The following is a 25,406-nucleotide window of genomic DNA, read 5'->3' as shown; positions in this document are numbered from 1 at the left end:
AAGCTCAAAGTAATTCTCCTCACAATGTTAGTATTCGACCACTACCATTGTAAGCAATCACTTTGAGTTTTTTGTTCGAATTAATTATAGAATTTGCCATTTGAAATTAGGAAAAAGTTTATGGCAGTGCTTTTTTGAAAAAAGTTTTGAACTGCTCATAACAAACATATTGAAGGAAATATACTGCTGGTCTATAACATGCTCAGGAGCAGTATATAAATAATTTCATGATAATTTAATTAAAACGGTCTGGTTCCGAGTATCTAATTGTATTCGAACTCAGGCCGTTTGTGTATTCTTAATCGATTGGTATTGCGGCATTTAATCGAGTGCTACTAAATAATTGGTTTGAATAATTTTGAATAAAAGTGATAAAAATCAAAATAAGTTGCTATAATCTCTTGTTTTTATGGCTCTGAAAACATTACCATCTAGTATAGAGGGTAAATGCAATTACTAAATACTTTTTAAAGCGAGGATTCTATTTTGATTATGAACTTTAAAGAATTAGATCGGGACTCTTATTACGCTTTTGAACAACAGCATCCACAAGGCAGTTATACGCAAACGCCAGAACAAAAAGAAGTGCTGAGTCGGCGCAATGTCGACGCGGCATATGTTGGGGTAACCAACGAACACGGGCAGGTGATTGCGGCAGCCTTATTGACGTCTGAAAAATTACGGATGGGTTATTTGTTTGAAGTCAACGGCGGGCCAATGATGGATTATGGCAACGCAGAGCTGGTTAAAGTAATGACAGACGGGATGGTCAGTTATGCCAAGCAACACCATGGTTTGGTATTGCGTTGGTTGCCAAACGTGATCAGTCGTGAATTTGATGATGATGGCAAGGTTATTGCTACACCTAATAAGGATGCCATTGCAAACTTAACGGCGGCTGGCTTTAGTCACTCAGCCGTTAAACCCGGTTATTCCACGATCGAACTGGGTTATCAGTTTGTTAAAAAGATGAGTGGGATTACGGCGGATAATGTGGTGGCAAGTTATCAAAAAGATGCCCAGTATGCGTTGAAGAAAACGAAACAATTTGGCATTAAATTGCGTCAGTTGAATTATGATGAGCTGCCACAATTTAAAAAATATACCGAGGCTACGGCAGAACGGTTGAACTTTAACGATAAAACATTGGACTATTATCAGGCGACCTATAAAGCATATGGCGACAAAGTTCAGTTTATCGTGGCTGAATTGAACTTCGACACGTATATTGCTAATCAGCAGAAACAAGCCGACAAGTTACAAGAACGGGTTGACGGCTTGGATGCTAAATTAAAGGACAAGCCAAATAACAAGCATATCAAGAGCCAGCGGCGTGAATTGAGTGACCAAATTAGTCAGCATGAAAAGCGGATTAAAGAGGCTGAAGGCTTTAAACGTGAGGATGGTCAGTCGACCATTCTGTCTGGGGGAATGTTCTTTATCCAGCCGCAGGAAATTGCCTACATGTTCAGTTTCACGAATGAAGAATTTAAGAACTTCTACGCGCCTTACATGGTCCAGAATCATATGATTCATGTTGCAATTGAAAATCATGTACCTTTATATAATTTCTACGGTGTGTCTGGCATGTTTGATGGATCCGATGGTGTGCTTGGGTTCAAACAGTCATTTACTGGTGTGACACAGGAGATGCTGGGTGCGTTTACCAAACCGGTAAAACCGTTCCAATATCGACTATACGAATGGTTGAAGAAAGTCACCGGTCGAGAATAAAAATAATGACGAGCATGACTTTTTGCGAAAGCTTTCTCTTTAGTATCAGATGGTTTATTTTATTCCATTGCCGAAGAGGATGATTCTGCAATTGGTGTGCTCGTTTTTTTGTTATTTTGATATATAAATGCCAGTATTGTCATCTGTGAGTCGATTTCGAAAAGAGTTGATGTTTTTTGCATATTGATCATCTTTTGGCAAAGTGGCATTTTCTAATTGGGTACAAAATAACCAAGAAGGAGCAATAGTTATGCAGAAGTAATCAACCGGATTTCAAGTGTTCAATTTTTGAATAACATGGTTACGGAATTGATTTTGAATAATTACTGTCTAACGTCAATTTGCGGTCAAAGCGTGCGTTTCTAAATTGGTAACCGGTACTATGATAATTGGATTAATGGCTATGCGTCAAAAATTGTCTACAGTCATATTGTTGCGAATTATTTCAGAGTTTATTATTTAGAAGTATAAGAATACGTCTATGGGGGAGTATATATGAAAATCTTCAAAAAACTAGCTGTGCTTGGAGTAACGCTTGCAATGAGTGTTGGCATCGGCCTGTCGGCAACAAGTTCGGTCCATGCCTCGGCTCACGATACGGACGACTGGTATCAATATCCATCGGGGTGGTATCTGTATGGTAGGTATACACATCAGTGGCTTTACGGATGGCAAAGTGTGACGACAGAGTATAATAGTCCTAGCAATCGTGAGGTGAATGCATACAGCTATATTGATCAAAATCATGGCGCATTATTTGGATGGCAGTATATTGATTCAAACTGGTACTACTTAGGTAATAATGGCTATTTTTATTCCAATACCAATGGTTCCGGTCACTGGCAAGTTATTGATGGTGGCTGGTATTATTTCCGTGGTATAGATGACGGGAACAGGTGGTTTGGAGAATCCAATGGTGAAGGATCAATGGTTGCCGGTTGGCTTCCTCATAATGGGTCCTGGTATTTATTAAGCAGTAGTGGTGCTATGTTAACTGGTTGGCAATGGGCAAACGGAAACTGGTACTTTTTGAATGATAGCGGCTCAATGAGTACAGGCTGGATAGCTCATAATGGTTCGTGGTACTACACAAATAATAGCGGTGCGATGCAAACAGGATGGCAGTGGATCAATGGAAATTGGTATTACTTTGATGCCAGTGGTGCAATGTTGACGTCAGGGAACGTCGGCGGTTGGACAATAACTGGTTCGGGTGCAGCATTTAATTAATTTGTTTATTTGTAAATGATTGATTGTTGTTAAAGTAAAGGCAGTCCTAAAAATAAAATCGACTCGATAGCAAATACAAAGTTTGTTATCGAGTCGATTTTATTTTTTTAACACGGTTATCGTACTTTTGCTAAACAAATAGTCAAAATGACTAGAATTGCAACAATTTCACCATCTCTAATGTGTAGGTGATTTACTCGAAACTTGGTTCGGTTGGCTGTTCCAGAGTAACCACGGGCTTCCATCGCGGTGCCTAACTCGTCCGCTCGTCGAAAACTAGTCACCAATTGGGGAATTAACAGAGGGATGAGCGCCTGCATTTGTTGAAAGACATTGCCCTCGCCAAATTCGACGCCGCGTGAACGTTGAGCGGCCATTAATTGACTGGTTTCATCCATGAGGTTGGGCACAAACCTGAGTGCCAAAGCAAGCATGAGTGCCACTTCGTCTACTGGAAAATGAAACCAGCGCAAGGGGCGCAACAATGATGCTACGGCATCTGCCAGTGCTAATGGGGCAGTGGTCAGCGTCAGCAGTGTTGAGACAAACACAATAAAGACGAAACGAAGGAACACGTAAAGCCCATTTTGAAGTCCAGTTTGTGAAATGATCAGCCAGCCCCATTGCCAATAAACAGTGCCGCCATGAGTAAATAGTAGCTGCATGGCGACTGTAAAGATGATGAGCCATAACATTGGCCTCAGACCGCCGAGAAAGAAGCGCAGGCTAAGTCGGGCGCACAATACACCAATCAGAACAAAACCGTATAGCAATAAATTTGTTTGCCAATTGTCGGCCAGAAAGATGATTAAGATCAGATATAACGTTGTTAATAGTTTGACTCGTGGATCTAGTCGATGAATGATGCTGGTTCCGGGAATGAAACGACCTAACAGAAGGGCGTTACTCATGTATCGTGCGCCTCCCTTCATCAGAAAGTAACAATTCTGCTAGGATTGACGATTTAACAATGAACTGGTGAGCTGTGACAAGACGGCGCGAACGGGCATGTCCGGTAATTTCTCAATAGCAGTTAATGCAGTGTCGGTGTAATCTTTGGCGAGCTCTTGTGCCTTAACAACACCACCGTGGTCACGAACGAGTTGATCAACTGCTTTAGCATCATCGTCCGTCATTTTTAGCCGTTTGCTAAGGTACGGTGCAAAGGCCTCGGGCGCCTCACGCAAGGCGAGAATCAGGGGTGCTGAGTAAACACCTTGGCGCATGTCTTCCTGGACAGGTTTGCCAAACTGACTGCTGCTGGCAGTGTAATCGAGGATGTCGTCCAACAACTGGAAAGCAACTCCAATATTGAGACCAATCGTTTGAGCATTGCGAGCAAAGCGTAGACTGTTGCCAGATTCATACGCACCGAGAAAGGTACTGAGCGCGAATAACTGGCCTGTCTTGCCGGAAACTTGGTTCAGGTATTGGTCGATGGTGATAGCCATGTTATATCGCGTGGACATCTGTGCTAACTCACCATTTAGAATGGCTTCCATATGTTTGCCATCCTGTTGCACGCTGCGCAAATCACTGGCATAACCGGCCAGCAGTTTGAAACAGACGGTAAAAAGGTAGTCACCCGCATAGACGGCGGTGTCTTTACCAAACGTTGCTTGAATAGACGGCAGGCCACGACGCATGTCAGATTCATCGATGATATCGTCGTGAATTAACGTTGCAGTGTGTAAGGTTTCGACAGCAGCGGCCAATGCAATTATCTTGTGACGATCCGTTTGCTTAAATTGTGAAAATAAGAGGCAGTACGCCGGCCGTAACATTTTGCCGCCGGCGTTAATCATGTCTAAAATAGCGTCTCTTACCGGGACGTTATTGGTGGTAATGTTCTGATCAATTAAAGTTAGCACCTGTTCAAGTTCCGTTTGGAGAGCCGGGTACTCACGCCACATTGGGTGAATTTTCATGATTGGTTCCTCTCTGGTGAGTGTTGATGGTCGTACCGAAGTCGACTCAGTGTGTCGACGTGTTCAAACAAAAAATTTGCAGTAATGCCAATCCCAATTCCGGCAAGAATACCGATAACCGCTAGAATGGGCAGATAGAGCATAACGGTCCAGCTTTGTGCGACCAAACTGGCAACAGCTAGCTGACCGACATTAAATAAAATTCCGCCACTGGCCGAAATGCCAATCATGCTGACCCGTTTCTCACCGAGCTGTTTGATTAACAGCATTCCCAGCCAGGATAGGAGGGCACCAGCTGCACTATACATAAAGGTGGCCACGGTACCACCAAGCAAGGTCGTCAGTAACAAACGCATACTCATGAGTAAAAAGCTGTCGCCAACAGGCATTGTGAATAATGAAACCAGGGTAATAATGTTTGAAAGGCCTAATTTTGCGCCTGGTGCGAATGCAAACGGAAACGGGATCATTCGTTCAAGTAAACCGATAATCACGCCCTGAGCGCATAAGAGGGCAATGTAGATGTACTGTCGTGTTCTTGATGACTGAACATTCATGGTTTAACAAGTCCTCCCGTAGAGTTGCTGTGTGTGGCACCGTTTGAACTCTTCACTTCTACCAATACTTTGTGCGGTAGACAAACGATGGTTTGACCTGGCTTGCTGATGGCCGAGTGGTGAACACAAATTTGATCGGGACAGTTGGCATCACTGATTTGAATACGATTGTCAGTCACCAACGTGTCGTTATAGGCACCGTGACCCATTGTGAAATGATAACGTGTTTTACCTTGATGCCCAGTTAACCGGATCCGTTTAAGTACGTGACCATTGTGGGAAACCACAGCGGTATACACTTCATGACTTTTGGCCGTTGTTTGAGCGGCTGCCTGGTGATGTTGGCTAGTGGTGAAGACCATCAGGGGGATGAAAGATCCGATAATCAGTAGAGTCACGATGATGATGTCAAACGGTCGGATCATTTTCAAATACCGTTTGACTGTGGGAGAAAGCTTCACGTAATCACACTTTCTTTCATTATTAAAACCGTTACATATTTACCTATAGAGTTGGACGCCTGCCGTTACTTCGGTCAGAGATGCCGTTCCATGGGACCGGTTTGAGCCCTGAAAAGCGGTCTCGCACCTCGACTTTGAGCCGCCAAACCGGTCTCAAAGCTCGTCCAGCACCACTGAGTAGCCTAAAGCGCTACTCAGTGGTGCTATCACGGAACTCTATCTCTGACCGAATCCACTACCTTGAGGCATATCAATTAATCAGTAACATCAAACCGAAAACGGGGTTAGTGGTACCAATAAGTAGGGACATATTTTTCAAAATGCTCTCAAGTTGGGCTACGGCATCACTCTGTTCCAAAAAAGAGCCCTAGGGCAAGTCTACCCTAGAACTCTACCACTGACAATATAAGCTATGAATGATTACTTCATGACATCGCTGCCATACAAGGCTTTCGGAGTTCCATATCGCCACTTGCCGAAGACCCGTTGTAGGTAAGGCACTACCCACTTGTCGAGACCAAATGCACGACCAGAACCGTTCATGCAGGCAATTGCGACGAAGAAGATCCACATGTTAACCCAGTAAAACATCCCACTGAGACTAAAGACGACAACCATGGCTGCTGAAGCAGCTGACATCACCCAAGTGAACAAACCGAGAACCAAACAAACTCCAATAAAGATTTCAATAATGGTCATAAACTTTTGCATGAAGAAGGCAGTTTGTTGGTTTGGAACAAATACTTGAGTTACGGCTTGGAACCAGTGTGGCATCTTGGAGAAGACCATCTGTGGATCATGACCGTAATCGTAGGAAAGGGAGAACATTGTTGGATTTGCAGTAGCTGTGGTACTTGCTGCGCCACTTGCACCGCTAGCTGCACTGGTAGTGGCAGCACCGCCACCGCCAGCTCCGGCAGCACTAGCACCGCTTGTTGTTGCTGGCTTTAACCATGCGAATGGTAATCGCAGCTTAGGTAAGAACCATGAGCCTTTACCTTGAATCTTTGGCCAAATATCAACCAACCACATCATGCCTAGGAAAATCCGTGCAGGGACAGTCCATAGTACGTTACCTTGACGAGAAATGTGACCGCGGAAGAGGTTCCGGTTATGACGGGTCCGGAAGAACTCATGCATGCAGTACTGGAAGAGGTAGTAGGCTGAGTAAACTTGAATGAAGTAGAGGATATTAACCAAATGCTTCATTAAAATGGCCCAGAAATTGGATAGGTGAATCTTACCCATCAAATTAGCGACACCATATTGGGAACCCAAGGAAACCATGAATCCTGAATAGTTTGGCTTGAATTCAACTAACGGTTTGCCGTCCTCTGTGTTAATGATGTTGGAAACGGCCGCTTGAGCTGTTTCTTCAGCACCTTGGACAATTTGAGGTTGACCTTTACCGGAACCGTCTTCGTCAAGTAAGGACACGTCACCAACAACGAAGATGTTTGGATCTTCTGATTGAGTGTACTTATTAACCTTGATTCGGCCGGCACGACCTTGTTCCAAACCGAAGTTGGCGGCTTGATCGGTTGCTTTAACCCCGGCAGTCCAGATTAACGTGCAAGTTGGGAAAGTGGAGCCGTCTTTGAGGTCAACGTGATCTTCATGGACACCGACAACACCGGTGTTCTTCATGATCTTGATACCACGTTTGGTCATGTAACGTTCCGCTTTATCTGCATCGCGGCGATCCAACATGTTCATGATGGTTGGCGCCATTTCCATCAAGGTAAACTTGATTTCAGTTGGCTCAAGTTTGTTATCCTTGGCCAATTGGTCACGCCAGTCGCGCATTTCACCAATGGTTTCAGTACCGGTGAAACCAGAACCAACGACAACAAATGAAAGCAATGCTTTACGTTTGTCTGGATCTGTTTCGATAGCACCCGCCCGAACAGATTTTTCAATGTGTTCTTTAAGGGCAACGGCCTGTTCCCAAGAACCGAGGGTGAAACCGTGTTCCTTAACGCCAGGTGTGCCGAAGTCGTTAGGCTGTGAGCCAATGCCTAAAATGACATAGTCATAGTCAAACGAACCGTGTTCCGTAACGACCTTTTTATCGGTTCGGTTAATTGACTTAACCGTATCCGTCACTAACTTAACGTTCTTACGACGGCAGAACAAACGTTGTAAATCATACTGAATGGCAGTTGCATCCACCCGGTTGGCGGCAATTTCATGTAGCTCCGTCATGTAGGTGAAGTACGAGTGCTTATCGATCAGTGTGATCTTAACGTTGGAATCTTTTTTGAAATGCTTGGCCAGATGCTTGGTGGCGTAAACGCCAGCGAAGCCGGCACCGACGACAACAATATTCTTTTGGGCCATTTCCAACAACTCCTCTGAGATAATATAAAAGTTGGCAAATTACAAGTTTAATCCGAACAAGCCCGGAAACTTTCAATGGCAGTCTGTTGATGATGGATTTTTAATGGTCGTTGATTAATAAGCTCAAGTGCGATCTAATTCATAGCTAATAGTTGATTTGGCAACGCCTAAGGCGTCAGCCATATCTTGGTAAGTATGATGGCCTTCACTGACCAGTTGAGCTAGCGCATCACGTTGAAAACGTGATAAAGTAGAAGTACCCAAAGTAATCACTCCTTATAGCTGGTTGGAATTAACTACTACCATTGTAAGAGCTTGCTTTGGGCCTTTTTTTATTTTTGTTCGGATTAATTATAGAATTTGCCAGTTATAAATAAGTGCATTAACTATGAAACAATTATAGCGTTTACATTCGTCGATTGTCTAGACCTTCAGGAATATATTCACAAAAAGAAGTCATTTATTGTACACAATTATGTTGAACGCCGAAACCGTTTCCAAAATTGATAAACAAGGGGTGAAATAAAACTTATTGTTTATTATTTGTTTTAATGAATTGAGAAAGGTTGCATTTTACGTAACACGTTTCACAAACTAATTGTTTGCTGTTAAATTGTGCGAACTTTGATGAAACCAGTGTACTCGCCAAGTAACCAGTAGCTTAAGGCAGTGCATGACTAATGAATATGATTTTCAGCCGCTATTGGTAAAGCATTCAAGTTTTCGATATCATGAGAGTAAGTAGTTGTGATTGTTGCAAGAGGGTAAAATTAGATGAAAGAACGTTTTGATTATGTAACGGGGCAAAGTTGAGGGGGAAGCTATGAGATTATCATCTTTCGGTGAATTAGTGGCGCTGCGAACAAAACTCGCCAGTATTTTTCCGTTTCTAGTGGGGGTCTTTTTTGCAATTGATTTTGGATATGATGTAAATTGGGCTAATACAATTGTGTTGTTTATCGTGACATTGACGCTCGCAATGGCGACTACTGGCATCAGCAACTTAGTGGCCTACAATAAGTCACAAGGATCAGTGAACGCACAGTCACAAACGGTTATTGGCAAACGTCAGCTGCCGTTGTTATTGGTTCAACTTATGCTCGTGGTGATGCTGACGTTGGCCACCTGCCTTGGTATTTGGCTAGTTTGGCGCACCAACTTAATGCTTTTACTATTGGGAATTATTGGGTTTGGCATCGCCATCTTTTATACGATTGGTCCTGTGCCATTGTCACGTTTGCCGCTGGGCGAAGTACTCGTAGGCGGTTCATTGGGATTATTGCTACCGTTCACTGCTTTTTATGTAAACGTACCATCACAAAAACTGATCGGCATTATTTTGCACTGGCCGGGGATGCTTGTTATGGGCAATTTGTGGTCGTTAATTGCTGTTGTGTTGCTTTGTTTACCATTAATGGCGACGACCGCAAATTTAATGTTCGCGGAAAACATTATTGGGTTACGTGATCAGACGATTGATGAAGATAAACACACCTTGCCTGAGTATTTAGGGCAGCGGTGGAGTTTAATCGTTTACCGTAGTTTCCTCGTTATTGGTTTTCTCGGTATTATCATCGGTATGGCGACAGGAATGTTATCTTGGTGGTTAGCGGTCATGATGGTAGCAGTGCCAGCTGTTGTACTCAACGACCGTCATTTTAAACAAATGGTTGCGGGAAAAACAACATCGACTGCTGATGAAATAACGACATCGGCACATAGCGGTTTGTTTCAAAAAGAGTTATGGCCAGCAATCAGTAATATTCTTTGGGTCAATGGATCATTATTACTGGGATTGATCTTGGAAATGGTGGTGCAATAAATGAAAACAGATTATAAACCGTTAACGTGGCCACTGTTTTTGGAGCTTATTCGTTTGCCAGCCAAAACAGCCAGTTTGTTACCATTTTTATTGGGGACAGTGTACGCATATTACGCTTATGGTCAGTTTAACTGGCTGAATACATTGATTTATTTTATTGGCCAAATGAGTATTGCATTCTTCGTGACAGGTTTTAACAATGTTCAGGATTACTACAAAGCCAAGGATTTAGCCTACCGTGGCCGGGATAATATTTTAGGCCGGGAACATTTGAACCCGCATCACATGATGGCATTAATGTTGGTGTTTTTAATCATTGCATGTAGCATGGGAATCCTGCTGATAATCCGGACAAACTTGGTGTTGCTCTTTATCGGTGGCTTAGCCATTTTGATTGCAATCACATACACGGCAGGGCCAGTGCCGTTATCGCGAATGCCATTAGGAGAAATATTAAGTGGTTTATGTGAAGGGTTTGGTACAATCTTTATTGCAGCTTACGTGAACATGCCTAAACAACTGCCGATAGCGATGTATTTTGATGGTTGGCATTTTGTCATTACCGCTAATCTGGCCGTGATTCTGACATTATTTGTGATTGCATTGCCCATTGTGATTTTAGACGGTGGGGTTATGTATGCCGATAATATTTGTGACCTGCAACAAGATATGAAAAATCAACGTTTTACGTTACCTTATTATCTGGGAAAGCAACGGGCGGTAAAGCTTTATCCGTTTGTGCCCGGAATGGCATTTGTCTTTGTGCTTATTGGAATCTTGCTTGGCTGGTTACCATGGTTAATGATCATTGTGTTCGGTTTGATTCCAGTTGTGATTCGGAATACGAAGGCCTTTCTCGCGGTTCAGGATAAAGGTAAAACGTTTATTACTGCAATTCAGAATTTGTTAAGCGTTGCTTCTTTGGAAGCCGCTGTATTAGTAGCAATGGATATAATCAGATTATTAAAGTCCTAATCAACTAATTGGCATTGCCAAAAAAACATTTTTCAGTAAAAATGCTCTTAAAAAACACGTCCGCTTTTCAACGCTTGCAACCAAGGCTTGAAAAGCGGACGTGTTTTAATTGTATGTGTTAATTGATACTAAGCAATGTTACTGGGTGATTTTTTGAAATGATGTCGTGAATAACTGATGCGTAATTTGAAAGACCTGATCCTTGTTAGCATAATCGGCACCCAACACAACGGTGATCACTCGATGGTGGTGCTTTTTGGCTGTGTCAACAAAACAGTTCCCCGCGCCTTCCGAAGAACCAGTTTTTAATCCATCAACAGGTGTGTCGTTAAAATGATCCGGTTGCGTGGGCAACATTCGATTCTCGGTTGGAAAGGAGCCTGATAGATCGAAATTTACGCGTGGTTCACTTGCAATACTCAATAACTGATCACCATAGTAACTCAAAGTCTTTCTAGCGACTGTCGCAACGTCTTTGGCACTCATCTTATTTTCCGCATCTTCAGGTGTACCAGGGACGCGTAAGTCGCCAATCAAGTAATTGTTTAGACCGGTCACGTTAACAAGTTGGTAATGTTTCAGGTGCCACACGTGTGCCTGATGGTTAATTTGCTTAACAGCTTTTTCTTGGCTCCCAAACATTTTTTGAGCCAGTAACAATACAGAACTATTGGCCGAATGAATGAGTGATGTGTATAACAAGTCGCGAACCGAATACTTCTTGCCAGCTTGGAGTGGCACATTGGCGAGTCTTGAATCTTGGGATAGGCTGGCAATGTTTGCTGGTGCTGTAACAGTATCCGTTAGCTTAAGTTTTCCCTGGTGGATCTTTTGCAAGGCAAAATAAACGGTGAAAAGTTTAGAAATGGACGCAATTGGGCGAACAGTTGACGCATTCTCTTCTTGGTATACATGACCAGTTTTAGCATCAAGGGCCAGTTGGGATACTGGCATTGCATCTGCCTGGACTGGCGTTGTTGGAGAGACAATTACGCCGCTCAACCCCGACAGACATAGTAGTATTAGCAAACAGCGTTTCATAATTGTTGCGACCTCCATAATTGCTGATAGCGTTGAATGACTAGAATGATGAGTGTAACGATTAACATGATTAAAATAAAGGTAGGCGAGACACTAGGCCAGTGAAAAAGGGTGGCTAACAAATCATAAAATAAGTATAGCAATAACATCATCACGAGAGAAAGCAGACAGTTATACAACCACTGATACTTTTTGGAAAAACGTTTAATTTGAAAGGCTAGTTTATCAACAAAAGTCATTATTAGATTAACTCCTTACGATTTTAACGGTCGTACCTGTTGGAATTGTTTCATAAACCCATCGTGCATCGGGGATGGAGAGATGGACACAGCCATGCGAAGATGGTCGTTTTCCTAGGTCGGCTTCTGGACCAGGAAGGATATGCTTTTGTTCATCTGTAGGCGTGGAATGAAACAAATAAACACCGTGATCTTTCCAAGATACCCAGTCGTAGGCACCTTCGTTAAATTTAGGTGCGTAGAAATAGGTACCTCGTTCCGCTTCCACGTGAAATGTACCAGTTGGCGTACTATCATGCATGCCAGTAGAAGCCAACATCGTATATAGACGTTGTTTACCATTCATAATGTAAACACGTTGATGTTTTAAAGAGACGAGAATCCAAGCTTGAGGATACTGAACAAGGTTAGGATACGGTTTGTTTGTGGTCGCAACTGTCTCTGACGATGTTTTTTTATTGTTGACAGTTTTTGACTTGGCAACTTTTTCACTTTTAAGGCTTGACTGTGGTCGAGTTGAGGCAAAACTTGCCTTTGCAAAGTTGCCAACGATTGACACTGTAAAAATAATAAACACGACGACTAACATGTGTTTCAGCTTGATTGACATAATGTAATTCCCCTCAGGTTGTTTTAAAAAAACTATTCTTTAGACTAAAATTAGTTTACTCGAACCAAATCATTAGTTTTCATACAATATATTACTAATAACATATCATTTTTCAAACAGATAAAGTGGCGTAATGTAAAAACTTTGCAAATTTAAAAACCATCAACTTTTGAGGTTGGTGGTTTGATTGAAAAGCGTTAAAGAAAGGTGCCATTATTTTTGTCCATAAAATACATTTCAGTGCAATGCAGCAATAATCAAACAGACGATGACTAACCCTAGAACAGAGTAGCCACTGTAAATACGCATTAGACGAGTGGAACGGTGTGCTAGTCGAGTTGCGACGTAACGAGCTAAGTTAAGAATCGTTAAGATGATAAAAATCCAGAACAAAATCCATAAGAATGTCATGGTGATGCCCCCTCAGCGTGGTTTGTTCCACTGGCAAAGGATTACGCCCCTTACTCAAACTGACGAGAAGCGTCGCCAATTAAAGCCAGTGGGTTCTGCACGTTTGTTATTATTCATCTTTATTGTAACCGCTTTATTTACGGATTGATAGTTTTATCACCGTTCTTTACGGGGTGAAGTTTAGATTGAAAAACGTATAATGAAAGTAAACTATCTATCAATAAGTGGGAGGTGTGCGAATGACAATTCGGTGTGCGTGGGGTCAAGAACCAGGGTTAATGCAGACTTACCATGACGTGGAATGGGGCAAGCCGCATCGTGATGATCATGCCTTGTTTGAATTAATGTGTATGGAAATGTATCAAGCTGGACTATCGTGGCGCACGGTATTAAACAAGCGGGCAGCTTTTAATGAAGATTTTGATCGTTATGACATCGAAAAGGTGGCGAACATGACCGATGCAGATTGGCAGCCGTTCTTACAGGATGCTCGAATTATTCGTAATCGGGCTAAGCTGGCCGCAACGGTAAGCAATGCGCAAGCCTTCATCAAAGTTCAAAAAGAATTTGGGAGTTTTGCAACTTATTGGTGGGCATTTGTAAACAATCAGCCACTTGTAAACAACGTGGCTACTGAAAATGATGTGCCTGCGAAGACAGCACTGTCTGTCAAAATTGCTAAGGATTTAAAGCGTCGAGGCTTTAAATTTATGGGACCCGTGGCTGTCTACGCGTTTATGCAAGCCAGCGGACTTGTAAAAGATCATCTTAATGACTGTGCGTTTAAATAGCTTGGCTTCTTGTTGTAGCGTGCAAAAAGGATGACATCAAAGCTAAGAGATAATATAGGAGGAGTGATTAAATGGCAATCCAGCATAAAGAAACGATTCCAGATAATATTGAAGTGCGTGGTGCACGAGTCAATAACCTTAAAAATGTGAATGTTGATATTCCGTTAAATGCGTTTGTCGCCATTACCGGGAGATCGGGCTCTGGGAAGTCCTCGCTGGCGATGGGGGTATTATACGCTGAAGGGGCACGGCGTTATTTAAACGCACTGTCTACATATACGCGACGGCGGATTAGTCAGGTCGGCGCGGCCAATGTTGAGTCGGTTCAATACTTGCCATCTGCATTAGCGCTGCGTCAACGACCACAGGTGCCAGGTGTTCGCTCAACAGTGGGCACAATGAGTGAGAGTCTAAATGTTTTACGATTGATGTTTTCACGATTAGGGTCCACAGTCTGCCCAAACGGTCACCGTGTGCCACCGACCATTGAAGTGGCGGAAAATGATGGTTGGATTGTCTGTCCAACATGTGGCGTTCGATATCGTGGTCGTGGTGCCGAGGATTTTGCTTTTAATGCAGGCGGCGCGTGTCCAACGTGTGGTGGGGTTGGTGAAGTTCGTCAAATTGCTGCTGACCGGCTTATTGGGGATAAAAATCTCACTATCCGTGAGGGAGCCGTTGCGTCCTGGCACTTAGCTGGTCGCAACTTTATGCCGTTGGTAGCGGAAGCGGTGGGAATCCCCATCGATGTGCCTTATAAGGACCTGTCTGATGAAGCAAAGGATTTAGTATTACATGGCAAAAAGCAGCCTTACGCCATTAACATTCCGAGTTCGAAGGGCAAGATCTTCCATATGGATAATGCAATGTACGAAAATGCCTACAATGCCGTGGAAGATTCAATGGCCAACACGACTAACGAGCGGGCGATTGAACGGCTCAACAAGTTCTATGTGTTTGATACATGTCCAACGTGTCATGGCTCTCGTTTTGATCCAGCACTGTTAAATCAGCTTGTTGTAGGACACAACATCGCGGAAATTACCAAAATGGACTTGGATCAACTAATGAAGTTTGCGGATACGATTGTTCCGTGGTTACCCAAACGCGTTCAGCATTTAGGCACGGACCTGGTCAAAGAATTTAAAGACAGTTTGACGCCACTTACGGATTTGGGACTTAATTACCTGACGTTAGATCGTGCCGGTAACACATTGTCGACGGGTGAGTTGCAACGAATCCAATTAGGACGCACATTGCGCAGTGAAACCACAGGCGTTTTGTATGTTCTTGATGAACCCTCTGTCGGTTTGCACCCGGCCAACGTTACTGGACTGATTAAAGTTTTCCATCAACTAGTTGAGCAGGGTAATTCACTGGTGGTTGTAGATCATGATGTTAGTATCATTGCGGCCGCCGACTACGTTATCGAAATTGGCCCTGGAGCGGGGAAGCAAGGCGGACAGGTTGTCAATCATGGAACTGTTGCCACGATTCGTAAACATGAGTCTTCCTTAATTGCGCCATTCTTAAACGGCACGGCACCAATTCGAGAACGGCCACAATTGACTGATAAACAGCTTTTTGCAAAGGGCAAATTATCAATTGAGGTAACCAATCGTTTTAATATTAGTGATGTTAAAGCGCAATTTCCCAAGAACCGGTTGTCTGTTGTGACGGGGATGTCTGGAGCTGGGAAAACAACGCTAGTGCTAGATAGTCTAATCCCTGGGATTCTGGCGGATGTTAAACATCAGCCACTGCCAAAACAGGTCAAACAGCTAGATCGAGCTAAGATTCATAATGTGGTCATGGTTGACTCTGTGCCAGTGGGTAAAAATGTCCGTTCAACCGTTGCGACTTACACGAGTGTGTTGGACACTGTTCGAACTTTATTTGCCAATACCAAAGATTCACAAGAAAAAGGATGGACGGCCAGTCACTTTTCTTACAATTTAAATGATGGCGCCTGCCCACTATGTCATGGTACTGGCACAATAAGTATGGATGTTCAGTACTTACCAGATGTCGAGGAAATTTGTCCTCAATGCCACGGTCAACGCTATAATCAAGAAACATTAAGTGTGAAGTGGCACGATCTTTCGATTGCTGACATTCTGGCGTTATCCGTCGATGATGCACGTAACTTGTTTGTCGATGTACCAAGCGTAGCAAATACGTTGAGTGCTCTACATGACATGGGTCTAGGTTACCTTGAACTCGGTGAAAGCACTCCAACATTGTCTGGTGGTGAAGCGCAACGTTTGAAGCTGGTATCACGACTGGGTCGTCGCCAGACCGGTACGTTATTTGTTTTTGATGAACCGTCTGTGGGGCTTCATCCATTAGATATTCAGCAGTTGCTGCGGGTGTTTGATCAACTCATTAATGAGGGCGCCACAGTTATTGTGATCGAGCATGATTTGGACGTCATGGCTAACGCTGACTACATTGTGGACATGGGTCCTGAAGGTGGTACGAAGGGTGGCCAGTTGGTCGCTGCTGGTACCCCAACCGAGGTAGCCCAAACAAAGACCAGTGTCACGGGAAAGTACCTCAAGGAAAAACTGGCTGGTGGACCTGTCACGGCTTAATTATTAGCTGCCGTTTGTGGTTGTTAACATTGGTACCGTTCTGCTTATATGGTTGCAGATTCCATTTGACACGTAACAACCTTTTTTTGTAAATAGTCGGCTAAATTGTGATAGGAGTGAAGCTGACCGGAAACAGAGTTCCATGTCGGCAACACTTGGCGGCGATAATTTGGCCGCTTAGTGCGGGATGACTTATGAGACGGGCACTTCGGCTCATAATCAAGGTTAAAGACTCCGGGTTTTAGGAGGCTGAGACCGGTCCCATGGAACGGCGTTTTCGGTCAGCGTAACGGCATTAGCATGAGACTGTTTTTCTTAGTATCATTAAACAATTACGCCCGCTTAAACTTAAGAAAGCGTAAACAAAAAAAGAGGAACTTTCCGAAAAGATGGAAGGTTCCTCTTTCAATGTAATTAGCAGTCAATAAGCTAAGCAAAGACTAAGATTAAATAGGCGAGCAGTTCGAGCACAATGTAAACTACAGCCGTATATTGTGCTTTTAGATTAGGATAGTTGATACTAAACCAGAACGTTATAATCACAACCGCCATCGCCAACACACCTAGCAAAGAAAAATGGAAGAATAAAATGGCTGCGATTAACAGCACACCGGTTACCGCAGTAGCGATGACACGTCGTTTGCCTTCAGTTTCAAAAATTGGCATCATAAAAAACAATTGGCAGGCCACCAACGGAATTAGCTGGATTAAAAAGGTCATTGAAAGAAAGCGGTTTTGAAAAAAGAAAATGGCGCTACTGATGGGAAAGGTTGACAGTAAGGCGTAAATGATGAGCCCCCAAATGTTTTGTAAGTTCAACCAGCGCATTTCGACCACTAACCAAAAGCCCGAGAACATGAGTAACATAATCAAGATTTCTAAGTTACCACGAATGATGCCAGAGAAGGCCAGAATTAGACTGATCAAAATGGGGACGTGCGCCCATAACGATTTAAAGTTGGCCTGAAACATCAAAAAAGTTGTGAGACTCATGACGATTGTATAAGCCAATAACAGTAATTGATTGCCATGAAAGGCAGCCCCTGTAAGTCGGCCGTAATGGATTGGAAAGCTCCACCAGATGATGTTTTGAGCAATTGTGAAGATAAGTAGTGGTTGCCAGGGCATATTGTCTAAAAAACTTGTGGCATGACGCTGTTTGCGAGTTTGCGTGGGCATAAGGGCCTCCCTTCTCAAAATGACATAATATGTTTCTATGCTAATCAACTTTATGAGCGGGGTCAACGAAATCACGTCTTTTTAACCGGTTAGTAACGTGTTACCATAAGTAAGTTATGAGTTTCGTTCCCGATAGGATAAACAGGGAACAGTTACGTCAAATTCTGATGATGTAACGGTTCTTTTTGTTTAGAGGCCTTGTAACCGGAATTTATTAGATGGGGGAAATCTTTTATGCAAGAACGTCATTTATTTACTTCTGAATCTGTTTCAGAAGGACATCCGGATAAAATCGCTGATCAAATTAGTGATTCAATTTTGGATGCAATTTTAGCTCAGGACCCACAAGCGCGTGTGGCCTGTGAAACGTCTGTTACTACTGGGCTCGTCCTCGTGTTTGGTGAAATTTCCACCTCCGCATACGTTGATATTCAAAAAACGGTACGGGACACGATTAAAGGGATTGGCTACACCGATGCTAAGCTTGGTTTTGATGGCGACACATGTGCCGTCCTTGTCGCAGTTGATGAACAGTCACCTGATATTGCACAGGGTGTTGACGATGCCTTAGAGCGTCGCGAAGGTGATGAAGATCCACTGGACAAGATTGGTGCTGGTGACCAAGGCATGATGTTTGGCTATGCGATTGATGAAACACCTGAATTGATGCCATTGCCAATTGCTTTGAGTCATGCGTTAATGCGTAAGATTGCGCAGTTACGTAAGGACGGTGTCATTGATTACTTACGGCCAGATGCTAAGGCACAAGTGACCGTTGAATACGATGATGATGGTAAACCAGTTCGTGTTGACACAGTGGTGCTTTCCACGCAGCACAACCCCGACGTTGAGCTGGATCAAATTCGCCATGATGTGATTGAACAGGTAATCAAGGCGGTTATTCCGGTTCGTTATCTGGATGAGAACACGAAGTACTTGGTTAACCCAACTGGTCGCTTTGTTATTGGTGGCCCTCAAGGGGACGCTGGCTTGACTGGTCGGAAAGTTATCGTGGATACGTACGGTGGTTTTGCTCGTCACGGCGGTGGTGCATTCTCTGGTAAGGACGCGACTAAAGTGGATCGGTCTGCTTCATACGCTGCGCGGTACATTGCTAAAAATATTGTTGCTGCCGGCATGGCTCATCGGGTTGAAGTTCAGTTGGCATATGCAATTGGTGTAGCGCAACCAGTTTCTATCTCTGTCGATACGTTTGGAACCGGCAATGTGTCTGAACAAACGTTGACTGCGGCAATTCGGAAAGTCTTTGACTTACGCCCTGCTGGTATCATCAAGATGCTGGATCTCCAACGGCCAATTTACAAACAAACGGCTGTTTATGGTCACTTTGGTCGTCCTGATTTGGATTTGCCATGGGAAAAGACCGATAAGATCGATGCATTGAAGCAAGCTGTTGCTGACGCAGGTGTTGTTGTCAACGAAAGCAAGTAGTTATTTAATTAACACAATAGCAAGACTCCCGGTGGACTGGATTACGATCACACAGACACCAGGAGTCTTTTTTTGTAAAAAACATAGCTAAAAAGGAATACACAATGAAAAATAATAAAACCAATGTTGTGTTGGTAACCATTGCACTGTTTGTGGCGACGTTTATGTCGGCAGTTGAGGGGACGATTGTGTCTACGGCGATGCCGACCATCGTTGGAGAACTGCACGGCGTGACCTTAATGAACTGGATTTTTTCAATTTATCTACTAACGAATTCGTTGTCTACGCCGATTTATGGCAAACTGTCTGATCGGATCGGCCGTAAACCGGTATTTTTGTTCGGGCTGGCTGTGTTTACGTTTGGTTCAATGATGAGCGGTCTTTCCAACTCTATGCTGACACTGATTTTATGGCGTGCTGTGCAAGGCATTGGGGCCGGAACGATTATGCCGGTTTCCTTTACGATCATTGCCGATATTTATCCATTTGAGAAACGGGCACAAATCATGGGACTGAATGGTTCGGCATGGGGCATTGCTTCGGTCGTCGCGCCGTTACTGGGTGGTTTTATCGTAGATCAGTTAAGTTGGCATTGGGTTTTCTTCATTAATATTCCGATTGGGCTCATTACGATGCTACTAATCGCACTGTATTTGCACGAGCCTAAACAAGCGGCAGCTTCCAGTCCGTTAGATGTTGCAGGTAGTGTCTGGCTGTCGGTTGCCTTATTGGGGCTAATGTATGGTTTTCAAGTGGTGGGCGAGCGACACAGCAACCTGTTGATTGTTGCTGGCTGTTTTATTATTGCAGCAGTTGGGTTATGGCTATTCATCCGCCAAGAACGTCGTGCCAGTGATCCGATTATCGATCTCAGTTTATTTAGCAACCGGACGTTTGTGATTCAAAATGGTGTAGCTGCACTCATTTCTGGTTTTCTGATTTGTTTTAACGTTTATATTCCAACGTGGACCCAGGGATTATTAGGACTGCAGGCCGCTCAAGCGGGGTTTGCGGTTACGCCAAGTTCAGTGATGTGGATCGTCGGTTCATTTATCGCAGGTCGGGTCATCGGCAAGTTACGGCCACAAAAAATTTTGTTTGCCAGTATTACAACCGTGTTAATTGGCGCAATTATCTTGGTTCTACTGCCAGGGCAAACACCATTCTGGGGATTTTTACTGATTTCAGCGGAACTCGGCGTTGGTTTTGGGTTAACCATCACTAGTACCACGGTGACAACACAACACTTAGTTGATCCAGCGATTATTGGGATGGCGACATCCTTCAATACCCTGGCCCGGAGCTTGGCACAAACAATTATGTTAGCCGTTTACGGTATTGTCATGAATGCAACGTTGGCTCATGGTGTGGCACAACATCACGACATCAATTTACGCATGCTTAACGCATTGATTAATCCGCACACGGCGAAAAATTTACCAGTTGCATTATTACCAACTTTGCGGCGTGTATTGGCTAATGGTGTTCATAACGTATTCTTAGTGGCATTATTGCTAGTCATTGTTGCACTACTGGTCAACGCCCTGGATCACCGAAAAATAAGATAAAAATGTTTAACAATTAAGTGTATCGATATTTATTTCTTGAAATTGCTTTTTTTTGATTACTCTATGGGAACAATATGTTATGCTTTCAACAGTTAAACGGATTGTTGAATTGGGTGGAAACATGACAGAAAAAAAGCAAGACTTAGAGTTAATGCAAGGCTACATTGAAGAATACTTGTTTGTGGGCAAGTATTTAAACGAATTTGCCTCCGGACCAGCGAGTGATTTTGGAATGTCGTTTGATCAATGGTTGATTTTGACTGAAATTGCGCAGGCAGAAACACTGTTAAGCGTAATGGATCTGGCCGACATGCACCGTGTTACTCGGAGTGCAATTTCCCGTCAAGTTGCGGGATTACTTAAACAAGACTATGTCTACGAGGAAGATGACATGGCTGACCGTCGTCACAAGACACTTCACTTAACGCCTAAGGGTAGTGAAGTTGAGACTAAATTATGGGATGTTGCACAGGACCGTTTCAAGGGTTGGCTGGACGTTTTTGGTCGCGGTAAATTCCAAGAGACACTTGATTTCATTCGTGATTTCGAAGAAAAAATCGTGCAACGTGATCGTTGGGGGTCACGAATCAAGAAGTCTCACGAAGGTTGATTGCTAAGCATTAAAATAAGGTCGTTGATGGTAACTAATGGATTAGTTATCGTCAACGACCTTATTTATCGTTTTGCATGAATCGAAGTTGTTTTGAAAAAGAGGTATCGTGACATGAGTAATTCGGACCAGGCGAGGGCGCTTCCGGCCAAAACATCACTAGGAAAATGAACACCGAGGTACACGCGACTGAGACAAATAGTAATAATGAGTAATGTTAGGAGTGTGTTAAAAGCGGCCCGTAAATGCAACCGGTCAACATACAGATTACACAGAATAATCAGTGAGCCATACATCAACGTGACATTCATTGAGTGACCACTAGGAAAACTAAATCCTCCAGCGGCCACTAAATGCGTAATGATTGGTCGTGGTCGTTCAACCAAGCTTTTAAGAATCGTATTTACAGCAAGTGCAAATACGCCAACGTTAACAAAGAAGAAAACAGCGCCTTGATATTTCTTTCGCCACCAGAGGCCGAGTGAAAAGATGACCATCACGATCATAGTAAATTTTACATTGCCGAGCCTTGTTATATTGCGAAAGAACCACGTTCGTTCCTCAGTCACTGGGTGGCGGACAATATGGGTGCCGAATTGATCGAGTTGATGCAGCCAGCTTGCATCCGTTACGACACCGGCTAATAGGATTAGAAAAATAATAAAACAAATAATGGCAACGAGATTTCTGACGCGTTGCCAGTGTGTTTGTGACAAAACAAAGATAGTGATGGCCTCCGAAGTTGTTTTAAAGCCAGTATAGCATTCTCAAGCGGATGCTGACTTGTAATGTCACGCGTATTTTGCTATGCTATGAACAATATTTTAACAAGTAAAAGTGACGGATTAGTAGTTGTGTCGTGATCTTAAGCGAGCTGACAGGTGGTGCGAGTCAGTGTTGACGACAGAATGAACTCACCGATAATCACTAAGATGGTGAACGGCGTTATCATAACGCCAGTAGCTATTTTCGTTTGTCAGCGTTACCGACCTTAAGTGTTTACCATAATTGTTGTGGTAAGAAGATAGGTGGTACCGCGATCCGCATCGTCCTATCGGTTGTCGTTATTGATGTAACAGTGACGATAATCGACAGGGCGTTTTTTATTTGTTAATTAATTTTTTCTGGGAGGGCAAAACATGCCATACGATCATACAAAAATTGAAAAAAAGTGGCAAAAATTTTGGTCAAAGAACGATACGTTTAAAACGCCAGACTTTTCCGATAAGCCAAAATATTACGCATTAGATATGTTCCCTTATCCATCCGGTCAGGGACTGCATGTTGGTCATCCAGAAGGTTACACTGCAACGGATGCCATGAGCCGAATGAAGCGGATGCAGGGATACAATGTGTTACATCCAATGGGTTGGGATGCTTTTGGACTGCCAGCGGAACAGTATGCACTGAAAACCGGTCATAATCCCAAAGGCTTTACTGACCAAAATATCGACGTCTTCCGTAAGCAGGTTAAATCGCTGGGCTTTTCTTATGACTGGGATCGCGAAGTCAACACGACAGATCCTTCGTACTACAAGTGGACACAGTGGATTTTTGAACAGCTGTACAAGCGTGGTTTAGCCTACGAAGACGAAATCATGGTTAACTGGGCCCCTGACTTTATGGGTGGCACTGTTGTTGCCAATGAGGAAGTCGTTGATGGTAAAACAGAACGTGGTGGTTATCCCGTTTACCGTGTCCCAATGCGGCAGTGGGTGTTGAAGATTACAGCTTACGCTGACCGCTTGCTGGATGACCTAGATGATCTTGACTGGCCTGAAAGCATCAAAGAACAACAGCGAAATTGGATCGGTCGTTCAGAAGGTGCCAGTGTTCAGTTTGCTGTTGACGGTCACAAGGATACAAAGATTGAAGTGTTCACTACCCGTCCTGATACGATGTTTGGTGTTTCTTACCTTGTGCTGGCACCGGAATACGACCTTGTTGATCAGATTACAACGCCTGACCAAAAAGCAGCCGTTGATGCTTATCGCAAGCAAATCGAGTCCAAGTCAGATTTGGAACGGACGGATTTGAACAAAGATAAAACTGGTGTCTTCACCGGCGCTTATGGGATTAACCCAGTTAACGGTGAACAGGTACCAATTTGGATTGCTGACTACGTGTTGGCTTCGTATGGTACTGGTGCCGTAATGGCTGTGCCAGCGCATGACCCACGTGACTACGAGTTTGCTACCAAATTCAGTTTGCCAATCAAACCTGTTATTGAAGGTGGCGACTTGGATAAGGAAGCCTTTACCGGCGATGGTACGCACATCAACTCTGGCTTCTTGAACGGGATGGATAAGAAAACGGCCATCTCAGCAGCGATTGACTGGCTAACTGAGCATGATGCCGGTGCCAAAAAGGTCAACTACCGTTTGCGGGATTGGATTTTCAGTCGCCAACGTTACTGGGGTGAACCAATTCCAGTGATTCACTGGGATGATGGTGAAACAACCTTAGTTCCAGAAGATCAGTTACCACTAACACTGCCTGACACGGACCAGCTGGAACCATCTGGAACTGGTGAAAGTCCACTTGCTAACATTGACGATTGGGTCAACGTTACGGATGAAAATGGCCGGCATGGTAAACGTGACACGAACACGATGCCACAGTGGGCCGGTTCATCATGGTATTTCTTGCGTTATATCGATCCACATAATGACAAGGCTTTGGCAGACCCTGAAAAATTGAAGTACTGGTTGCCTGTTGATTTGTACATCGGCGGTGCGGAACATGCCGTGCTTCACTTGCTGTATGCCCGTTTCTGGCACAAGGTTCTTTATGATCTCGGTGTTGTGCCAACAAAGGAACCATTCCATAAGTTGGTTAACCAGGGGATGATTCTTGGTGACAATCACGAAAAAATGTCGAAATCTAAAGGGAACGTTATTAATCCTGATGAAATCGTTGAAAAATACGGTGCTGATACGCTTCGTTTGTACGAAATGTTCATGGGACCTTTGGAAGAATCCAAGCCATGGAGTGAAGACGGCATCAATGGTTCATACAAGTGGATTCAACGCGTTTGGCGTTTGCTGATTGATGAAAACAATCATCTGCGTGATCGTGTAACAACGATCAATGATGGCAAACTGGACAAGGTGTACAACGAAACGGTCAAGAAGGTCACGGAAGACTACAGCCGGATGCACTTTAACACAGCCATTTCTCAAATGATGGTCTTTGTTAATGAAGCCCACAAGGTTGATGATCTACCAGTTGAGTACATGGAAGGCTTCATCAAGATGTTGTCGCCATTGGTTCCTCACGTTGCTGAAGAATTGTGGAGCTACTTCCATGAATCTGACACCATCAGTTACCAGCCTTGGCCAACTTATGATGCTAGCAAACTAGTAGAGGCCACGATTGAAGTGGTTCTGCAGGTTAATGGTAAAGTTAAGAGTCATGCCACAGTTGATAAAGATATCAGCAAGGATGATTTGGAAAAGATCGCGATGGCTGACGAGCACATGCAAAAGGCCATTGATGGCAAAACGGTTCGTAAAACGATCGTTGTGCCAGGCAAGTTGGTTAACGTGGTTGCTAATTAGCGTCGTCTTAATGTAAATAATGTGTCACTAATTGTTTTTTGGTGTTAAGCCAACAATTAGTGACATTTTTTGTTGAATTAGATGCGACAATCTCGGTATAATCAATGGTATTACTGCGTTTTACGTGGCTTTAGTGTTGGCCTCGAAGTAACAAGTATCAGGCAATTCAGTTACTGAGTGGCACTAGTCAATAGTATGTCGGCATGTTAGGTTTTCAATTTTCGACCATTAACTAAGGTTCATTAAAGCTTGGTTTAATAATGGCATTTAAGGTGTTTGAAATTGCTACAACGCGGTACACTAA

21 protein-coding genes, 1 pseudogene, 1 riboswitch and 1 other annotated feature are annotated in these 25,406 nt (G+C 43.5%); of the genes and pseudogenes, 10 read left to right on the top strand and 12 right to left on the bottom strand.

Features of this window, described 5'->3' with window-relative positions:
- The first annotated feature begins 492 nt into the window (after positions 1 to 492).
- Both GB992_RS05295 and GB992_RS05290 read left to right on the top strand, forming a co-directional pair.
- Positions 493 to 1,734, top strand: a complete 1,242-nt coding sequence (locus GB992_RS05295; RefSeq protein ID WP_161001515.1) for an aminoacyltransferase — start codon at positions 493 to 495, stop codon at positions 1,732 to 1,734.
- 495 nt (positions 1,735 to 2,229) lie between these two features.
- Positions 2,230 to 2,964, top strand: a complete 735-nt coding sequence (locus GB992_RS05290) for an N-acetylmuramoyl-L-alanine amidase family protein (protein ID WP_161001514.1) — start codon at positions 2,230 to 2,232, stop codon at positions 2,962 to 2,964.
- A 116-nt stretch (positions 2,965 to 3,080) separates the two neighbouring features.
- Here the strand turns inward: GB992_RS05290 and GB992_RS05285 are convergent, their stop codons facing one another.
- From GB992_RS05285 to GB992_RS05260, 6 genes and pseudogenes are all read right to left on the bottom strand, one after another.
- Entirely contained in the window at positions 3,081 to 3,875 is a 795-nt protein-coding gene (locus tag GB992_RS05285) for an energy-coupling factor transporter transmembrane component T family protein (RefSeq protein ID WP_161001513.1), read from the bottom strand.
- 39 nt (positions 3,876 to 3,914) lie between these two features.
- Positions 3,915 to 4,892 carry a polyprenyl synthetase family protein gene (locus GB992_RS05280; RefSeq protein ID WP_161001512.1) on the bottom strand — a complete coding sequence of 326 codons (978 nt, stop codon included), beginning with the start codon at positions 4,890 to 4,892 and terminating at the stop codon, positions 3,915 to 3,917.
- On the bottom strand, positions 4,889 to 5,449 hold the full coding sequence (locus tag GB992_RS05275; RefSeq protein WP_161001511.1) for a Gx transporter family protein: 561 nt from the start codon (positions 5,447 to 5,449) through the stop codon (positions 4,889 to 4,891). Before GB992_RS05275 ends, GB992_RS05280 begins: the two co-directional genes overlap by 4 nt.
- Positions 5,446 to 5,910: a NusG domain II-containing protein gene (locus GB992_RS05270; RefSeq protein WP_017261605.1), complete on the bottom strand. Its 465-nt coding sequence runs from the start codon at positions 5,908 to 5,910 to the stop codon at positions 5,446 to 5,448. The genes GB992_RS05275 and GB992_RS05270 overlap by 4 nt, the downstream gene beginning before the upstream one ends.
- 420 nt (positions 5,911 to 6,330) lie before the next feature.
- Entirely contained in the window at positions 6,331 to 8,250 is a 1,920-nt protein-coding gene (locus tag GB992_RS05265) for an NAD(P)/FAD-dependent oxidoreductase (protein WP_161001510.1), read from the bottom strand.
- Positions 8,251 to 8,379: 129 nt separating this feature from the next.
- Positions 8,380 to 8,514 (bottom strand): annotated as a pseudogene (locus GB992_RS05260) (helix-turn-helix domain-containing protein); the annotation flags it as partial.
- 559 nt (positions 8,515 to 9,073) lie between these two features.
- On the opposite strand from GB992_RS05260, the gene GB992_RS05255 reads away from it, so the two are divergent.
- Positions 9,074 to 10,072, top strand: coding sequence for a UbiA prenyltransferase family protein (locus GB992_RS05255; RefSeq protein ID WP_161001509.1), 999 nt, complete (start codon positions 9,074 to 9,076; stop codon positions 10,070 to 10,072).
- Entirely contained in the window at positions 10,073 to 11,047 is a 975-nt protein-coding gene (locus tag GB992_RS05250; protein WP_161001508.1) for a UbiA family prenyltransferase, read from the top strand.
- A gap of 138 nt (positions 11,048 to 11,185) precedes the next feature.
- Here the strand turns inward: GB992_RS05250 and GB992_RS05245 are convergent, their stop codons facing one another.
- The 4 genes from GB992_RS05245 to GB992_RS05230 form a co-directional block, all read right to left on the bottom strand.
- Positions 11,186 to 12,088 carry a D-alanyl-D-alanine carboxypeptidase family protein gene (locus tag GB992_RS05245; RefSeq protein ID WP_161001507.1) on the bottom strand — a complete coding sequence of 301 codons (903 nt, stop codon included), beginning with the start codon at positions 12,086 to 12,088 and terminating at the stop codon, positions 11,186 to 11,188.
- On the bottom strand, positions 12,085 to 12,327 hold the full coding sequence (locus GB992_RS05240; RefSeq protein ID WP_161001506.1) for a hypothetical protein: 243 nt from the start codon (positions 12,325 to 12,327) through the stop codon (positions 12,085 to 12,087). The genes GB992_RS05245 and GB992_RS05240 overlap by 4 nt, the downstream gene beginning before the upstream one ends.
- Before the next feature lie 7 nt (positions 12,328 to 12,334).
- Positions 12,335 to 12,937 (bottom strand): L,D-transpeptidase, encoded by a 603-nt coding sequence (locus GB992_RS05235; protein WP_161001505.1) that lies wholly within the window; start codon positions 12,935 to 12,937, stop codon positions 12,335 to 12,337.
- 237 nt (positions 12,938 to 13,174) lie between these two features.
- Positions 13,175 to 13,348 carry a hypothetical protein gene (locus tag GB992_RS05230; RefSeq protein ID WP_161001504.1) on the bottom strand — a complete coding sequence of 58 codons (174 nt, stop codon included), beginning with the start codon at positions 13,346 to 13,348 and terminating at the stop codon, positions 13,175 to 13,177.
- Positions 13,349 to 13,587: 239 nt separating this feature from the next.
- On the opposite strand from GB992_RS05230, the gene GB992_RS05225 reads away from it, so the two are divergent.
- Positions 13,588 to 14,139, top strand: coding sequence for a DNA-3-methyladenine glycosylase I (locus tag GB992_RS05225; RefSeq protein WP_161001503.1), 552 nt, complete (start codon positions 13,588 to 13,590; stop codon positions 14,137 to 14,139).
- A 71-nt stretch (positions 14,140 to 14,210) separates the two neighbouring features.
- Positions 14,211 to 16,733, top strand: coding sequence for an excinuclease ABC subunit UvrA (locus GB992_RS05220; RefSeq protein WP_161001502.1), 2,523 nt, complete (start codon positions 14,211 to 14,213; stop codon positions 16,731 to 16,733).
- Positions 16,734 to 17,162: 429 nt separating this feature from the next.
- Here the strand turns inward: GB992_RS05220 and GB992_RS05215 are convergent, their stop codons facing one another.
- On the bottom strand, positions 17,163 to 17,912 hold the full coding sequence (locus GB992_RS05215; RefSeq protein ID WP_161001501.1) for a hypothetical protein: 750 nt from the start codon (positions 17,910 to 17,912) through the stop codon (positions 17,163 to 17,165).
- 109 nt (positions 17,913 to 18,021) lie between these two features.
- Positions 18,022 to 18,149: riboswitch (SMK box riboswitch) on the top strand.
- Between GB992_RS05215 and metK the strand changes: the two genes are divergently transcribed.
- From metK to GB992_RS05200, 3 genes are all read left to right on the top strand, one after another.
- Positions 18,147 to 19,364 carry a methionine adenosyltransferase gene (gene metK, locus GB992_RS05210; protein WP_161001500.1) on the top strand — a complete coding sequence of 406 codons (1,218 nt, stop codon included), beginning with the start codon at positions 18,147 to 18,149 and terminating at the stop codon, positions 19,362 to 19,364. It overlaps the preceding riboswitch by 3 nt.
- A gap of 104 nt (positions 19,365 to 19,468) precedes the next feature.
- The gene (locus GB992_RS05205) at positions 19,469 to 20,932 is read left to right on the top strand and encodes an MDR family MFS transporter (protein ID WP_161001499.1); all 1,464 of its coding nucleotides are present in this window, start codon (positions 19,469 to 19,471) and stop codon (positions 20,930 to 20,932) included.
- A 79-nt stretch (positions 20,933 to 21,011) separates the two neighbouring features.
- Complete coding sequence (locus GB992_RS05200) at positions 21,012 to 21,542, top strand: MarR family winged helix-turn-helix transcriptional regulator (protein WP_017261616.1); 531 nt, start codon at positions 21,012 to 21,014, stop codon at positions 21,540 to 21,542.
- Between the two features lie 65 nt (positions 21,543 to 21,607).
- Here GB992_RS05200 and GB992_RS05195 read toward each other — a convergent pair whose 3' ends face one another.
- A complete protein-coding gene (locus GB992_RS05195; protein ID WP_161001498.1) occupies positions 21,608 to 22,258 on the bottom strand; it encodes a phosphatase PAP2 family protein in 651 nt (216 codons plus the stop codon).
- A 115-nt stretch (positions 22,259 to 22,373) separates the two neighbouring features.
- Positions 22,374 to 22,599, top strand: a binding site (T-box leader).
- An 82-nt stretch (positions 22,600 to 22,681) separates the two neighbouring features.
- On the opposite strand from GB992_RS05195, the gene leuS reads away from it, so the two are divergent.
- On the top strand, positions 22,682 to 25,102 hold the full coding sequence (gene leuS / locus GB992_RS05190; protein ID WP_161001497.1) for a leucine--tRNA ligase: 2,421 nt from the start codon (positions 22,682 to 22,684) through the stop codon (positions 25,100 to 25,102).
- The last annotated feature ends 304 nt before the right edge of the window (positions 25,103 to 25,406 follow it).

The organism is Furfurilactobacillus milii (genome assembly GCF_009863985.1).
Taxonomy (GTDB): Bacteria; Bacillota; Bacilli; order Lactobacillales; family Lactobacillaceae; genus Furfurilactobacillus; species Furfurilactobacillus milii_A.
The sequence above is the reverse complement of the archived record's forward strand: the minus strand, read 5'-3'. Positions and strand labels throughout refer to the sequence as shown.

What these genes read in the sequence shown, in the direction of transcription:
- GB992_RS05295 (WP_161001515.1), top strand. Translation starts at nt 493, where the DNA reads ATGAACTTTAAAGAATTAGATCGGGACTCTTATTACGCTTTTGAACAA.
- GB992_RS05290 (WP_161001514.1), top strand. Translation starts at nt 2,230, where the DNA reads ATGAAAATCTTCAAAAAACTAGCTGTGCTTGGAGTAACGCTTGCAATG.
- GB992_RS05285 (WP_161001513.1), bottom strand. Translation starts at nt 3,875, where the DNA reads ATGAGTAACGCCCTTCTGTTAGGTCGTTTCATTCCCGGAACCAGCATC.
- GB992_RS05280 (WP_161001512.1), bottom strand. Translation starts at nt 4,892, where the DNA reads ATGAAAATTCACCCAATGTGGCGTGAGTACCCGGCTCTCCAAACGGAA.
- GB992_RS05275 (WP_161001511.1), bottom strand. Translation starts at nt 5,449, where the DNA reads ATGAATGTTCAGTCATCAAGAACACGACAGTACATCTACATTGCCCTC.
- GB992_RS05265 (WP_161001510.1), bottom strand. Translation starts at nt 8,250, where the DNA reads ATGGCCCAAAAGAATATTGTTGTCGTCGGTGCCGGCTTCGCTGGCGTT.
- GB992_RS05255 (WP_161001509.1), top strand. Translation starts at nt 9,074, where the DNA reads ATGAGATTATCATCTTTCGGTGAATTAGTGGCGCTGCGAACAAAACTC.
- GB992_RS05250 (WP_161001508.1), top strand. Translation starts at nt 10,073, where the DNA reads ATGAAAACAGATTATAAACCGTTAACGTGGCCACTGTTTTTGGAGCTT.
- GB992_RS05245 (WP_161001507.1), bottom strand. Translation starts at nt 12,088, where the DNA reads ATGAAACGCTGTTTGCTAATACTACTATGTCTGTCGGGGTTGAGCGGC.
- GB992_RS05240 (WP_161001506.1), bottom strand. Translation starts at nt 12,327, where the DNA reads ATGACTTTTGTTGATAAACTAGCCTTTCAAATTAAACGTTTTTCCAAA.
- GB992_RS05235 (WP_161001505.1), bottom strand. Translation starts at nt 12,937, where the DNA reads ATGTCAATCAAGCTGAAACACATGTTAGTCGTCGTGTTTATTATTTTT.
- GB992_RS05230 (WP_161001504.1), bottom strand. Translation starts at nt 13,348, where the DNA reads ATGACATTCTTATGGATTTTGTTCTGGATTTTTATCATCTTAACGATT.
- GB992_RS05225 (WP_161001503.1), top strand. Translation starts at nt 13,588, where the DNA reads ATGACAATTCGGTGTGCGTGGGGTCAAGAACCAGGGTTAATGCAGACT.
- GB992_RS05220 (WP_161001502.1), top strand. Translation starts at nt 14,211, where the DNA reads ATGGCAATCCAGCATAAAGAAACGATTCCAGATAATATTGAAGTGCGT.
- GB992_RS05215 (WP_161001501.1), bottom strand. Translation starts at nt 17,912, where the DNA reads ATGCCCACGCAAACTCGCAAACAGCGTCATGCCACAAGTTTTTTAGAC.
- metK (WP_161001500.1), top strand. Translation starts at nt 18,147, where the DNA reads ATGCAAGAACGTCATTTATTTACTTCTGAATCTGTTTCAGAAGGACAT.
- GB992_RS05205 (WP_161001499.1), top strand. Translation starts at nt 19,469, where the DNA reads ATGAAAAATAATAAAACCAATGTTGTGTTGGTAACCATTGCACTGTTT.
- GB992_RS05200 (WP_017261616.1), top strand. Translation starts at nt 21,012, where the DNA reads ATGCTTTCAACAGTTAAACGGATTGTTGAATTGGGTGGAAACATGACA.
- leuS (WP_161001497.1), top strand. Translation starts at nt 22,682, where the DNA reads ATGCCATACGATCATACAAAAATTGAAAAAAAGTGGCAAAAATTTTGG.